The organism is Mastigocoleus testarum BC008, assembly GCF_001456025.1.
Lineage (GTDB): Bacteria > Cyanobacteriota > Cyanobacteriia > Cyanobacteriales > Nostocaceae > Mastigocoleus > Mastigocoleus testarum.
Window position 1 is genome coordinate 57,100 of sequence record NZ_LMTZ01000162.1, and the last position, 14,274, is coordinate 71,373.

A 14,274-nucleotide genomic window follows, 5' to 3' on the forward strand; every position below is an offset into this window, starting at 1 on the left:
TTTTGCAAACCATGTCTCCTCAAAATCATTCTCCTGCTTCTGTACGTTATCTTAAAGCCAGGTTATGGAACTTAGCCCGACCTAGTTTTTGGGGTACGGCAATTTTTTTATCTGTAATCGGTTTACTAATTAGACAATATTGGATAAATCCTAATTTTTTCTCTACTGTTAGAACAGAAAATCCAGAAAGTACCCAACCACTTGAATTCTTTTTATCTGAGGAAGACAAAGCGATCGCCGCTGATATTGATAATTTACCAGTTTTATTTTACGAGTCTAAACAAAAAAATCTTTCCGATAAGGTAATTAAACTTAAGCAACAAATTAAGGCTGTTAAAAAACAAGCAGCATCTGAAAATCAAGCTAGACGGCAGAATAATGCTCGAAATCAAATTAAATTAAATTATGAGGCAATAACCAAACAAAATAGACTAAACTCAAAAGTAAAAAACCCATTTTTACAGCAAGCAAATAAATTGCTGGAATTCAAGGATTCTTTTGATGGCGGGCAGTTTACACAAAATCAATATCCAAATAGCGGTTCTTCTGGAAGATTAAAAACGACGTCATATTCGGGAGCTTTTACCACTACTCCCAATTATTCTCCTCAATATCCTGCTGGGATAAATGCTTTACAGATTGCGATCGAAGAACTTGAGAATAAAAATAAACAACAGCTGCAAATACAATCTGGTTCGCAATTACAAACTAATGTTGCTGTACCAGTTGTTCCTTCATATAATTCCAGTAATTTGAACCGGAATACTAATAATTCCAACTTTTCAGGAAATTTTCCTAATCCAGTTCGTATAAATACCCATTTAAAAAGTCCTTATATTAACTCTGTTCAGTCATCTCCCCAAAGCTTTGTCAATACTTCCGGTCAAGTTAATCCTCAAACTAATATCAGAAGTTTTTCGTCAAATCCTTATGAAAATAATTATTCAAGCCCTTACAAAAATTACGTTAACAACTCACAGCAGACTAATATGAACTCCATAAGGCAGCTAAATAGACCTGTCGTCCCAGAAGTAAATAATGTTACACCTGGAAACTCAGTTAATATTAGACCCAACACCACTAGATTTTATAGTGTGCCAAACCCTAGGCAAAATATTGTCACTCCCAATAATTTAACAACTCCTAATAATTTAAAAAATTCTAATACTTACAATCAAAATTTAAGGTCTTACAATCGACAACCTTCTAATATCACAAACTATAACAATTCAACGTATTCAACATCGCCGCAAGTTCCAAGCCAAACTAATGGCTACTCTTACCCCTAAACTTTTTATATTCAATTGCTTATACCGGCATTTTAAAATATATGCTATCTCCTTCAGATCTAAAGTGTAAAAATTAGGTCTATAGAAGAACATTTGATGTCAGTTAGAAGAAACTGAGTTAGATTGATTTTGGTTTTTAGTATCTCGTTTTCCCCAAGGTTTAAGAAAAGAAATTGCTACGATCGCTAACAGACAAGAAGTCTGAATAATTGCACCTATAATTACACCACTACGGTCAAAAGCGTATAGAGGATTTTGTAGCGCTTGCAATCTTTCATCAGCGGAAATTGCAGTCATCGTATTTGTCCAAGGACCAAGCCAAATTGTACCTGCAACAATTAGAGTTACTGTTGCAAACCACTTAGCAATTACCCAGTAATGCTTGAAAAAACCCCAAATTGTCAGCCAGCAAAGCAAACCACCGGAAAGTAAAGATAAATTTGCTGAAGGAATAATCACAAAATCATCCAACAGTTTCATCACTGAATTAATCGCGTACAGTTCATCACCATTGGTAGTGTTGCGGTTCATCAGGGCAATAACAATCATGCATAAAGCTGTACCAAACCAAATTCCAGCAAATACTACGTGAATGGATATTAACCACTGCTTCTGCTTTACATTTAACTTTTTCATATTTCACTTTCCTTGAAAATTGTTAGGTAACTAATAGTTAGGTGCCTAACTAAATTATAAAGCAATGTTTGTGAAAATATTTATTTGCCATACTACCGATTATGGCTCTCGCATAGCGGAAGTGCCTGTACGAAGTTTACTGAGTAACTTAATAAACTGCTTCTTCTCAGTAGCGTTGAGATTAGCCATCATGGCACTAGTACGGTAAAAATGATCTGGTAGCATTTTAGAAATCAGCTCTCTTCCCTTATCTGCAAGATGAATGCAAAGCCTACGCCTATCACCTGGATGAGGTAGGCGTTTGACTAATTCTTCTCTTTCAAGTCCATCTAAAAGTCCAGTAATCGTAGCACGAGTTACATTAGCACGTTCGGCAAACTCTGAAGGTGTTAATCTTCCTTCAGGAGCAATAAACAACTGCATTAATAAACTAAATTTACCCATCGATAAACCATAGCGAGCAAAATGAGCATCTAATGCTTGGTGAACATCAGTAGTCGTATCCAAAAAGCTAAGACAAGTTTCAACTGAGGAAAGATCTAATTCCGGGTAGCGTTTAGCAAGTTGTTCTAATGCTTGAGGAGAAGAAAAGCTACCAGAATTTACCATGGATTTTTTAGAAGTTAATTTAATGAGCGCTTTACAAATTATTTTAATTAGAACCGCACAAATAAATCTAACTCGTTTGGATCATAATTTGTCTACTGAAAAGAATTTTGAGTTTTTTTATTGATATTGGTTGATAGTGATGCTCAAATTCTCCATACTTTAAAAGTCTTCCAGTTGATTGGAATAAAAAATAAATTCACACATAACTTGATCGCAAATAAAAGCCCGCACAAGCGGACTTTACAAATTTAGTGCCAGTTATTTGTCTTTGTGAGAGTATGATATCTAACTAAAACGCTTAATAATTGCTTCGGCAAACTCGGAACATTTCAAAGGTTCAACTTTGGGTTCCATCAATCGTGCTAAATCATATGTAACTTCCTGATTTGCGATCGCTTCCCCAATTCCTTTTTTAATTAGATCTGCAGCTTCTTGCCAACCTAAATATTCCAACATCATGACGCCGGATAAAATGACTGAACCGGGGTTAATTCGATCCAGACCAGCATGTTTTGGTGCGGTACCATGGGTTGCTTCAAAAATCGCTGCAGAGTCACCAATGTTCGCACCCGGTCCCATTCCCAATCCACCAACAATTGCAGCAGCAGCATCTGAAAGATAGTCGCCGTTGAGGTTCATGGTAGCCAAAATTGAGTACTCATCTGGGCGAGTCTGAATTTGTTGGAAAATACTATCGGCGATCCGATCATTCACCATGATTTTATCTTTCCATTTGCTGTTCCCGTGGCTGTCCCAAATGGAGTTGAGAACTGCTTCGACTTCCTTGACAATTTGCTGTTGTTTTTCTGGAGTTAGAGCATCATAACCGGGATCTATCAATCGCGCGTTTTCTTCCAGGGAGATATCAGGTTTATTTTCTTTGTTACTTAAAATCCAAGATTCCCTTTCGGTGACGCATTCTTGACGAAATTCACTGGTTGCAAGTTCGTAACCCCAGTCCCGGAAAGCACCTTCAGTGTATTTCATAATGTTACCCTTATGCACCAAAGTCACTTGCTGCTTATTTTTGGGTAATTGTAAGGCGTGTTTAATGGCGCGACGAACTAAGCGCTGAGAACCTGTTTTACTAATGGGTTTAATACCAATCCCAGAGTCAAGGGGGATTTGTTTTTTACCGTGTTCTGGGGTCGCAGGAATTAAATCTTGATTGAGAATGGAAATTAATTTTTTTGCAATTTCATCGTCCCGTTTCCATTCAATTCCCAAATATATATCTTCCGTATTTTCTCTGTAGACGATTACATCCAGTTTTTCAGGATTTTTGTGAGGCGAAGGAGTACCTGGATAGTAACGACAAGGACGGACACAAGCGTAAAGTTGAAAAATTTGTCGCAAAGCTACATTTAAGGAACGAATTCCCCCACCAACGGGAGTTGTTAATGGACCTTTAATTGCAACACCATATTCCTTAATTGCAGCTAAAGTATCTTCCGGTAAATACTGATATGTCCCATATACATCGCAAGCTTCATCGCCAGCATAAACTTTGAACCAGCTTATTTTACGCTTCCCTTTGTATGCTTTTTCTACGGCTGCATCCAATACTTTTTGAGTCGCAGGCCAAATATCTATGCCTGTTCCATCTCCTCTAATAAAAGGAATAATTGGATTATCGGGAACAATTGGTTCGCCACCTTTAAAAGTTATTTTCTCTCCAGTTGTAGGGGGAGTAATATGTTTGTACATTGTCCATTCCTGGTGACTAAAGTTAAGAGAAATTGAACCCTCGGGCAGTTACCCTGAAAGCTTTATTTCGTAAGAGAGGTACTAATTGTACTGTTCCTTGTGCGAACAAACTTATTATTGTCCGAACAATATTATAAAACGCAGATTTTCCCAAATATTATTTACTAATTTTCAGTATTAATTTGCCATTAAAAATTGGCATTACTAAATTTATATAAAACTTAGATTTAATGCTTATAAGTTATTAGTTATCAAGAAAAGGAATCATAATTACGCTAACAGTCACAGCAAATTTACCGGAATCGCAATTGATGTGACAGTTTTTTCTATTTTTACTATCTATTTAAGAGCTTCAACTTTAAACTTAAATTCAGGTTTGAAAATAATGTTCTCAACACCAAATATGACAAACCAAAATTACAGATAGATGCTTCACTAGTTTGCTATTTCAAATATATAGCAAAATACAAAAAATAAAGCATAAAAAGTGCAATAAAGTTAATTTATACATCTCAGACATCAAGTAAGAATCTAAAAACCATGTAGCATTAGAGTCTAAATTGAAATAATATTTATATCGGCAATTGAGTAAAAATTTAGTCTTTACCTTGTGCTAATCTTCTAAAAATTACGATCGCAAATATGAGAAAATGTCAATTGCTCCAATATAATGTTCGGAGTAAAAGGTTAAGCTTTGGCTTGTAATTGAAGCTCTACGACCTAAGATAGGTTAAGGTCGCAGATTCTAAGAGATAAGTGCGATTCGTTGCTTAGAAATAAGTACATAGTATTTAAGGATTAAGCGCAAAAGTTGTTAAACAACAACATTTGATAACTGAATATCCATGTAGGTGAAACCCCTGCCCCGTAGGTATGACGGAGACAGCAATTCCCTTAAGGTAGCGACTAGCCATCAATCCTTAAAGCAGGGAGTAAAGGTGCTCAGTACTAACAGCCCAAGTAGGTACACATCGAGCAGGTGTCTATGAGTAACGAAAGTGAAGATGCGGTTGAGCCATCGTTATAGAAAACCAGTGAAATAAGGCTGACACACTGGAGCCAAAAGGCAAAGGATACAAGGGATTGGCAATCTTCTCTTTGACCAATAAATACCCCCAATAAACCCGGTGGAGAGCATCACTCTAAGGACACGACAAATGGATACTCGGAACGAATTAACCCTTCTATAGCCCTTGAAAAGGTCGAATATTTCAAGTAGGTGCTAACCGGATGCTATTTAAGGGAGAGATTGAGTAAGAAGCTAATGTCTGAATGTAATGTACAGAATACGCCCACGTACTCACTGAGCTTAGGAAGATAAAGGAGATAGTAGCAGTACATATGGTTTATACGAGTATAAAGACTACGGAAACATGGGCATCTATCAACTGGCGAAAGCTGGAAAGACAGGTGTATAAGCTGCAAAAGCGCATTTATCGAGCCGCTCAACGAGGCGAAGCGAAGACAGTACGCCGACTACAACGATTATTGTTAAGTTCCAAAGCAGCAAAGCGTCTCGCGGTGCGCAGGATATCACAAGATAACCAAGGGAAGAAAACAGCTGGAGTAGATGGTGTGAAAAACCTCAATCCTTCTGCCAGATTACAAATGGCAAACAACCTGAAGCTAACTTCAAAAGCACAACCCACCAGAAGAGTTTGGATACACAAACCAGGGAAAAGCGAGAAGAGACCCTTGGGGATTCCCACAATCCACGAGAGAGCAAAGCAAGCCCTAGCAAAGTTAGCTCTAGAACCTGAATGGGAAGCCAAATTTGAGCAAAACTCATATGGGTTCCGCCCTGGAAGATCATGTCATGACGCCATCGAAGCAATATTTATAGCTATAAACCATAAGTCGAAATATGTGCTGGATGCGGACATTGCAAAATGTTTTGATAAGATCAAGCATGAAAAACTACTCAACAAGTTAAATACTTCATCACAAATACGTGGTCAAATAAAAGCTTGGTTAAAGTCAGGAGTCATGAACGGGGGTCGATTATTCCCTACAGATGAAGGAACTCCACAAGGAGGATGTATTAGCCCACTGCTGGCTAACATAGCCTTACACGGTCTAGAATCGGTCATCAAAGCTAAATTTCCTCGAATGTCTCACACAGGGAAAAATACCTGGTTTCACAGAAAGGGAACAGAATTCAAATCACCAGACGTGATTAGATACGCAGATGATTTCGTAATACTACACTCCGACGAAAGGGTGATCCACAAGTGCAGGGAAATAGTTGAAGACTGGCTAAAAGAAATGGGGTTGGAACTTAAACCCAGCAAAACTCGATACAGCCATACATTAAAAGGCATTGGGGAGGAAAAACCAGGGTTTAAATTCCTAGGATTCCAGATAACACAGTACCAAGTAGGCAAGTATCAGTCAAAACAGGAATTTAAAACGATAATCAAGCCAAGCGAAGAAAGTATCAAAAAGCATTATGAGGTTATGTCCAATATAATAGAGACGCACAAATCAGCATCTCAGACAAGCCTTATTGCTCGTCTTAACCCTGTCATAAAGGGATGGACAGCATATTACTCAACCGTAATTAGTGCTGAAATATTTTCAGTTTTAGATAGTTTAATCTATCTAAAACTGAAAGCTTGGGGTCAAAGGAGGCACCACAGCAAATCCCGGACTTGGGTATCTAACAGATACTGGCACAGGCACGGGAACGCAAACTGGGTCTTTTCAACAAATAAAACCGAAGAAGCGATGAAGCTTCTGAAGCACAGTGATACATCAATCATTAGGCACGTTAAAGTGAAGCAAGATAGGTCACCTTTTGATGGCAACCTGGTCTACTGGGCTACCCGAAAAGGAAAGAGCGCATCGCTGCCAACTCGAACTGCCAAATTACTGAAAAGACAAAAAGGAAAATGCGTACATTGTGGACTACTCTTCAGAGAAGATGATGTCATGGAAGTAGACCATGTAACACCCAAATCCAAAGGAGGAAGGGACGAATACAAAAATCTACAACTATTACATCGTCATTGCCACGATGAGAAAACTGCAAAGGATGATTCACATCCAACGCAAAAGGTATGCATAACAAGCACCTAAGCACAGAGGAGCGGTGTGAGGGGAAACTTTCACGCACCGTTCTGAAGACCAACGGGGTTGGTGACAATCTCGTTGAGTTTAATCCTTAGAAAGTGATGCTTCAATAGCTCACTTAGGAGACAGTAGTCGTTATTACTAAGTTCTAAGTCTTCAAGCGTTATACACGTATAAATACTTCACTAGTTTGAATCTCTGGAGTTTCTGGAATCTCAGAAAGCCGGATAATGCCGGGATACGCGCTTGTTGATGAGCTAAGTTACTTAAAATCTTATTCTTAACGGCTAATAACCTTTATTTTTGACTTTATTCCACGATTAATGACATGACAGACCCGATGATTTTATCAGGCTCACTCAATGACATCGAAGCTCTTCGCAGCCAGTTAATCGCTGGGTCTGAAAAAGTCCAACAGCAAACGATCTCAGAATTAGCTGAGTTACAAAGCGCAGGGCTCGATATATTAATGGAATTTTTGCTGCAACGTCGCGAAAATCCAGCAACTTGGATTGATGGCAAAGCCTACACTGCTCTTTATAATTGCAATTTGCCTGCGGTTCAAGAATTTTTGCAAACAAATTTTCCCCAGGGAGTGATTCCCCTGACTTCGGAGCGGGAAATTGATTATGCTCCTTTGCAAAAGTTATTAGCAAGCCAAGATTTTCAAGCGGCTGACCAAATGACTTTACAAAAAATGTGTGAACTAGCCGGGGAAGACGCTATTAAGCGTAAGTGGATATATTTCACAGAGGTTGAAAGTTTTCCGATTGCGGACTTACAAACAATTAATAAGTTGTGGTTAGTCCATTCGGAAGGAAAATTTGGTTTTTCGGTGCAACGGGAACTTTGGCTGCGTTTGGGGAAAAACTGGGAAAGTTTATGGGCGAAGATTGCTTGGAAAAATGGTAATAACTGGACGCGTTACCCTGGGGAATTTATTTGGAGTTTAGATGCTCCTAAGGCTCACTTACCTTTATCTAATCAGTTACGAGGGGTAAGAGTGATTGCTTCATTATTTGCTCATCCTGCTTGGTCGGCAGATTCTAAGAAATAATTCTCTCACTTAAATAAGACTATAATTACCATGGCAAACGTTCGTCTGGAAGCTATCAAGCGCCGATTTAGCAATGTCACTGCTATAGAAGATATTACTTTTGAAGTTCCCGATGGCGAATTTTGGGTTTTGGTTGGTCCATCGGGTTGTGGTAAATCTACGATTCTAAGAACGATCGCTGGCTTGGAAACAGCTAGCTCTGGAGACCTCTACATCGGCGACAAGTTGATGAATCAGGTACCTGCAAGACAAAGGGATGTGGCGATGGTTTTCCAAAATTATGCGCTGTATCCCCATATGACTGTGGCGCAAAATATTGCTTTTGGTTTGCAGATGCGCAAAGTTGACCGGAAAGTAATTCGCGATCGCGTAAATTCAGTTGCAAAATCCCTGGCTTTGGAACATCTTCTGGAACGCAAACCAAAGCAACTTTCCGGGGGACAACAGCAAAGGGTAGCTTTAGGAAGAGCGATCGCCAGACAAGCAAAAGTTTTTTTATTGGATGAACCCCTATCTAACTTAGATGCTCAACTGCGAGATGATACAAGAGCAGAATTAAAACAAATACATCAAAACCTGCAAAATACTACGATCTATGTAACTCACGATCAAGTTGAAGCAATGACCTTAGCCGATAAAATTGTCGTATTAGATCGAGGTCAAATTCAACAAATTGGTACTCCCGAAGTAATTTATAATCAACCTCACAATCGGATGGTCGCTACTTTTATCGGTAGCCCACCAATGAACATCTTACCGGCTAAGTACAAGGGTGAAAGCTTTGAGGTTTGCGGTCAGCTTTTAGGAATAGATTTATCAATCCAAGAAAAACTTCAGTTACTCTCGGACAAAAATTATGACTTGGGAATTCGTCCCGAGTATATCAAAATCAGTTCGGAGAATATCAACCCAGAAATTAGTGCTGAAAATACTGCTAATACTGCAGCACTAAAAGTGAAAGTAAAAGTGGTGGAACCTTTAGGAAGAGAAACTTTAATTCGGGCAAATTTACCCAATGAAAGAGTACCATTAGATTTTCCAGCACCTGCGGCTGTCCGTCCTAATCCCGGCGAGATTTTGACTGTTAAATTGGACTTAAATAATTTATTCGTTTTTGAAGTGGATACAGGCAATAAATTATACCCTTATTTGCTTGAGCGATAGCCTCTGGCTCTTTACTCAAAGAATTTTGAGTGGTTAAGTGTTTCCGGATTGGGATAAATTATTTTTGTGTGCCAAATTGTAAAGTTCTAAGGCTCGGGAGACTGACATGAGTAAGGGTGCGATCGTCATAAATGATTCAGAATTTGAAACTGAGGTTCTTCAAGCTGAAGAGCCAGTATTAGTTTATTTTTGGGCTACATGGTGTGGACCTTGTCAACTTATGTCCGCACTAGTCAACGCCACTGCGAAAGAATATAGTGATCGCCTTAAAGTAGTCAAAATGGAAGTTGATCCCAATCCGGCTACTGTAAAGCAATATAAGGTTGAAGGGGTTCCTGCCTTCAGATTAATTCATAAAGATAAGCTTTTGGGAGCTACTGAAGGTGCTATTGGTAAGGAAAAATTACTCAACTTTATTAATACTAATCTGGAATAAAATTGATTTTTGGTAATAAATAATAGGTAATGGGTAATTGGTAATTGGAAAAATTAAGTTAAGCTAGTTTAGCCTGTGTCTATAGCACATAGGACAAAAAGTAACATGCAATTTGCTACACGTTTAAAACCTTTGGAGTCGAATGTATTTGCTGATATGGATTCAGCGAAAGCGAAGGCTTTGGCGAATGGGAAGCAAGTAATAGATTTATCTTTGGGTTCTTCGGATTTACCTGCTGCACCCCATGTCGTCGATGCGATCGCTCAGTCTTTGAAGGATAGCTCTACCCACGGTTACTTGTTGTTTCACGGTACTGCAGCATTTCGAAGAGCTGCGGCTCAGTGGTACGAGAAAAAATTTGGTATTTTCGTAGATCCAGAAACTGAAGTTTTACCTCTAATTGGTTCTCAGGAAGGTACCGCCCACTTACCTTTAGCAGTACTTAATCCTGGTGATTATGCTTTACTGCAAGATCCAGGTTATCCATCCCATGCAGGGGGAGTTTACCTTGCTGCGGGTCAAATTCATCCAATGCCGTTAAAAGCAGAAATGGATTTTTTACCGGTTTTTGCTGACATTCCATCGTCTGTTTTAGCACAGGCACGGATGATGGTATTAAGTTATCCCCATAATCCGACAACAGGGGTGGCAACACTAGCTTTTTTCCAGGAAGCAGTAAAATTTTGTCAGCACCATGGTATCGTTCTCGTCCATGATTTCCCATATGCAGATTTGGTGTTTGAGGATGATGACAAAGGAAAAATCGTTGGCGAGCCGGGAATAGATATCATTCCTGCTTCATCCTTTGCTCCTTCTATTTTTCAAGCAGATACAGATAAAAGCACTTCCATTGAGTTTTTTACCCTGTCTAAATCCTACAACATGGGTGGATTCCGTATTGGTTATGCGATCGGTAATGCAAAATTGATTAAAGCATTACGTCAGGTCAAAGCTGTGGTGGATTTTAATCAATATCGAGGAATTCTCAATGGCGCAAGTGCAGCACTCACTGGTCCCCAAGATTGTGTAAAAGCTGCTGTTGGGACTTTTTGCGATCGTCGCAATGCTCTTGTCGCTGCTCTGAATGGTATTGGTTGGGATGTTCCTACCCCTAAAGCGACTATGTATGTTTGGGCACAACTACCAGAAGCTTGGAAACAAAATTCGATTGATTTTTGTATTGAATTGGTCGAAAAAACTGGAGTAGCAGTTTCCCCTGGTGCTGGATTTGGAAAGTCTGGAGAAGGCTATGTTCGTTTTGCTTTAGTTCGCGAACCAGCTGTTTTAAGAACTGCAGTTGAAAGAATTGCCAAACTTTTCTAAGTTAACTCTGGATTGGTTACTGGAGAATTTCAAACATTTTATTTCTTGGGATATGTAGAGCTTAGGTATTTAATTATCCAGTAATTTTATGTGTTGAAATTCTATTTTTTTAAAGTTTATGGATGATTTCATGGATCATTACTTCATGAATAACTCTTTCATGTTCTTTTTACTGAATTTAAATTTATTTGGTTCAATCTTCTAGGTAAAAAATTATCCGTAAAACAGTTATTTAATACCTTTGAGGTTAACTACAGTTGATTATTCTGTGGTCAAAGCATACACGATTATCTGCATAGCCTAAATCCTAAATGTGGCTATCTAAATGTGGGCACACAAAATATGGGTGAATAAAAATCTCATTACTTGTTGTATAACTAATTATCAATTATCGATTACCAATTACCCATTACCAATTACCCATTACCAATTACCCATTACTAATTATGGGTAAAGTTAGAAATACCAAAAAACTTCAGTTAAAAGTATTTGTTACAAATTTTATTTGAAATCACACATCTCACATGAAAAAATCTTATTTAAGAAACTTGACAAAATGAAAAATTTTTGATGATAATTTTTGTTTGTGAAAACATTATAAATTTAAGAAAAAAGCTTGGCTAACGTTATTGTCATAGGTGCCCAATGGGGCGATGAAGGTAAAGGAAAAATAACAGACTTACTCGGTCGCTCTGCAGATGTTGTTGTCCGTTATCAGGGTGGTGTTAACGCGGGTCATACGATTGTAGTTAAGGACGAAACCTTTAAACTACATTTAATACCTTCGGGAATTTTATATCCAGAGACTCAATGTATTATTGGTTCTGGAACAGTGATCGATCCGAAGCTGTTGATTGAAGAACTCGACCGACTCGAACAGTTGAATATTTCCACGGACAACCTCTCCATTGCAGAAACTTCTCATGTTACGATGCCTTATCACCGGTTATTGGATAAAGCATCAGAAGAACGTCGGGGTAACTACAAAATTGGTACTACCGGTAGAGGAATTGGTCCGACTTATGCTGATAAATCCGAGCGGACAGGTATCAGAATTTTAGACTTAATGGATCCTGATGGTTTGCAGGAGCAGTTGACGTGGACGATTAACTACAAAAACGTCATCCTGGAAAAGCTTTACGATATTCCACCACTAGATCCCAAAGAAGTTATTGAAGAATACTTAGGTTATGCCGAACGTTTGCGACCTTATGTAGTCGATACTTCTTTGAAAATCTATGAAGCAATTCAAGAGCGGCGGAATATTTTATTTGAAGGAGCGCAGGGTACACTTTTAGACCTAGATCACGGGACATATCCCTTTGTAACCTCCTCCAACCCAGTAGCGGGTGGAGCATGTGTTGGAACAGGTTTGGGACCAACAATGATAGATCGGGTAATTGGCGTTGCAAAAGCTTATACCACCCGTGTAGGTGAAGGTCCATTTCCTACCGAAATCCAAGGAAAAGTAGGTGAATTACTGTGCCACGCAGGAGCTGAATTTGGTACTACCACTGGACGTCAGCGTCGTTGTGGTTGGTTTGATGCGGTGATTGGTCGCTACGCAGTTCGAATAAATGGTTTAGATTGTTTAGCAATCACCAAGCTTGATGTTCTCGACCAATTTGAAGAAATCAAAGTTTGTGTTGCTTACGAAATTGACGGCGAACGTTGTGAGCATTTCCCCAATAATTCGCGCCGGTTTGCTAGTTGTCGTCCCATATATCAAACATTTAAAGGGTGGGAACAATCAACTAGTGATTGTCGTTCTTGGGAAGATTTACCTCAAGAAGCAAAAGATTATCTCAAGTTTCTGGCAGAATTGATGGAAGTTCCGATCGCAATTGTTTCCTTGGGAGCAAATCGCGACCAAACTATTATTTTGGAAGATCCCATTCATGGACCGAAGCGGGCTTTATTACATCCTGATGGTACGCCAGCTTCTTTGCTCAGTGTCTAAATAAGTACCAATCCATTTAAAATTCATACTGTGTCTAAAGTGCACAAAAAGGTAAAGGGATTGAAACTCTTTGCCTTTTATTTTGATATTTCTAATCCTCAACTGACATATAGCACCACGTAATAAAGTTAGGAAATTGGTAAATCCTAAGAGGTATGAGTTGTAAGCTTTTGTCTCCATAGGAGCAATCCATTTTCCTGTGCTTATACCCTACAGCGTTAACGTCCCTAAATACGCTGTCTGTTTTTACGTTATGTCCTACGGACACCTGCGCTAATGACTTGCACGTAACGCTATAATTCACGAGACAAGAAATATTTTAGATGTAAAATATTAGGTTTTGCCTGTCATTTCAAGGGACCCTGTTGCGGTATCCTGTAACAACTGAAGAATAAGAGCGAACATTAGTCATGACACTCACTATTGAATGCAAACAACGTCCAGAAGGTAGTAAAACAAAAGCTTTACGCCGTTCTGGAGAAATTCCAGCGAATTTATACGGTCACAAAGGTACAGAGTCTGTTGCTTTAACAATGGATGCTAAAGCTGTAGAAAACTTGCTCCGCAAAGCTTCCATCAATAATACTTTGATTGATTTGAAAGTTACCGATCTTCCTTGGGAAGGTCAAACTTTATTACGGGAAGTTCAAACTCATCCAGTTAAAGGTACACCTTACCACCTGAGCTTTTTTGCGGTTGCAGGTCACGGTGAAATGACTGTGGAAGTACCACTGCGATTTGTTGGTGATGCCATAGGTGTTAAACAAGAAGGTGGAGTTTTAGACACCGCTTTAACTGAGTTACAAGTAAACTGTCAGCCCGATAATATCCCTCAAGCAATTGAAATCAACATTTCTGATTTGCACGTAGGTCAAAGCTTGCACTTACATGAAGTAGTTTTACCTGAAGGTGTAAAAATTCCTGGAGAAAGAGAACAACTCGTGGTTCAAGTATTGCAAACCCGTGCATCTACTGAAGCCGCGCAATCAAATGCTGGAACTGAAGAAGCTAGCTAGACGAT

11 protein-coding genes are annotated in these 14,274 nt (G+C 38.9%); 8 read left to right on the plus strand and 3 right to left on the minus strand.

Annotation, left to right across the window (positions count from 1 at the left end):
* Positions 1-11 precede the first annotated feature (11 nt).
* Positions 12-1,289 (plus strand): ATP synthase subunit B family protein, encoded by a 1,278-nt coding sequence (locus BC008_RS43375; protein WP_058184776.1) that lies wholly within the window; start codon positions 12-14, stop codon positions 1,287-1,289.
* 99 nt (positions 1,290-1,388) lie between these two features.
* On the opposite strand, the gene BC008_RS43380 is transcribed toward BC008_RS43375, so the two are convergent.
* The 3 genes from BC008_RS43380 to BC008_RS43390 form a co-directional block, all read right to left on the minus strand.
* Complete coding sequence (locus BC008_RS43380; RefSeq protein WP_027844842.1) at positions 1,389-1,925, minus strand: hypothetical protein; 537 nt, start codon at positions 1,923-1,925, stop codon at positions 1,389-1,391.
* A 99-nt stretch (positions 1,926-2,024) separates the two neighbouring features.
* Positions 2,025-2,534, minus strand: a complete 510-nt coding sequence (locus tag BC008_RS43385) for a MarR family winged helix-turn-helix transcriptional regulator (RefSeq protein ID WP_027844841.1) — start codon at positions 2,532-2,534, stop codon at positions 2,025-2,027.
* A 285-nt stretch (positions 2,535-2,819) separates the two neighbouring features.
* On the minus strand, positions 2,820-4,241 hold the full coding sequence (locus BC008_RS43390; RefSeq protein WP_027844840.1) for an NADP-dependent isocitrate dehydrogenase: 1,422 nt from the start codon (positions 4,239-4,241) through the stop codon (positions 2,820-2,822).
* Between the two features lie 1,341 nt (positions 4,242-5,582).
* On the opposite strand from BC008_RS43390, the gene ltrA reads away from it, so the two are divergent.
* From ltrA to BC008_RS43425, 7 genes are all read left to right on the plus strand, one after another.
* A complete protein-coding gene (gene ltrA / locus BC008_RS43395; RefSeq protein ID WP_036266671.1) occupies positions 5,583-7,319 on the plus strand; it encodes a group II intron reverse transcriptase/maturase in 1,737 nt (578 codons plus the stop codon).
* Between the two features lie 322 nt (positions 7,320-7,641).
* Positions 7,642-8,370: a GUN4 domain-containing protein gene (locus tag BC008_RS43400; protein WP_027844839.1), complete on the plus strand. Its 729-nt coding sequence runs from the start codon at positions 7,642-7,644 to the stop codon at positions 8,368-8,370.
* A 30-nt stretch (positions 8,371-8,400) separates the two neighbouring features.
* Positions 8,401-9,534, plus strand: a complete 1,134-nt coding sequence (locus BC008_RS43405) for an ABC transporter ATP-binding protein (RefSeq protein ID WP_027844838.1) — start codon at positions 8,401-8,403, stop codon at positions 9,532-9,534.
* Between the two features lie 106 nt (positions 9,535-9,640).
* Positions 9,641-9,970 carry a thioredoxin family protein gene (locus BC008_RS43410; RefSeq protein WP_027844837.1) on the plus strand — a complete coding sequence of 110 codons (330 nt, stop codon included), beginning with the start codon at positions 9,641-9,643 and terminating at the stop codon, positions 9,968-9,970.
* 105 nt (positions 9,971-10,075) lie between these two features.
* Positions 10,076-11,293: an LL-diaminopimelate aminotransferase gene (locus BC008_RS43415; protein ID WP_027844836.1), complete on the plus strand. Its 1,218-nt coding sequence runs from the start codon at positions 10,076-10,078 to the stop codon at positions 11,291-11,293.
* Between the two features lie 616 nt (positions 11,294-11,909).
* Positions 11,910-13,253, plus strand: coding sequence for an adenylosuccinate synthase (locus BC008_RS43420; protein ID WP_027844658.1), 1,344 nt, complete (start codon positions 11,910-11,912; stop codon positions 13,251-13,253).
* A 410-nt stretch (positions 13,254-13,663) separates the two neighbouring features.
* A complete protein-coding gene (locus BC008_RS43425; protein ID WP_027844657.1) occupies positions 13,664-14,269 on the plus strand; it encodes a 50S ribosomal protein L25/general stress protein Ctc in 606 nt (201 codons plus the stop codon).
* Positions 14,270-14,274 lie beyond the last annotated feature (5 nt).

Coding starts and splice junctions, on each gene's coding strand:
- BC008_RS43375 (WP_058184776.1), top strand. CDS start 12: ATGTCTCCTCAAAATCATTCTCCTGCTTCTGTACGTTATCTTAAAGCC.
- BC008_RS43380 (WP_027844842.1), bottom strand. CDS start 1,925: ATGAAAAAGTTAAATGTAAAGCAGAAGCAGTGGTTAATATCCATTCAC.
- BC008_RS43385 (WP_027844841.1), bottom strand. CDS start 2,534: ATGGTAAATTCTGGTAGCTTTTCTTCTCCTCAAGCATTAGAACAACTT.
- BC008_RS43390 (WP_027844840.1), bottom strand. CDS start 4,241: ATGTACAAACATATTACTCCCCCTACAACTGGAGAGAAAATAACTTTT.
- ltrA (WP_036266671.1), top strand. CDS start 5,583: ATGGTTTATACGAGTATAAAGACTACGGAAACATGGGCATCTATCAAC.
- BC008_RS43400 (WP_027844839.1), top strand. CDS start 7,642: ATGACAGACCCGATGATTTTATCAGGCTCACTCAATGACATCGAAGCT.
- BC008_RS43405 (WP_027844838.1), top strand. CDS start 8,401: ATGGCAAACGTTCGTCTGGAAGCTATCAAGCGCCGATTTAGCAATGTC.
- BC008_RS43410 (WP_027844837.1), top strand. CDS start 9,641: ATGAGTAAGGGTGCGATCGTCATAAATGATTCAGAATTTGAAACTGAG.
- BC008_RS43415 (WP_027844836.1), top strand. CDS start 10,076: ATGCAATTTGCTACACGTTTAAAACCTTTGGAGTCGAATGTATTTGCT.
- BC008_RS43425 (WP_027844657.1), top strand. CDS start 13,664: ATGACACTCACTATTGAATGCAAACAACGTCCAGAAGGTAGTAAAACA.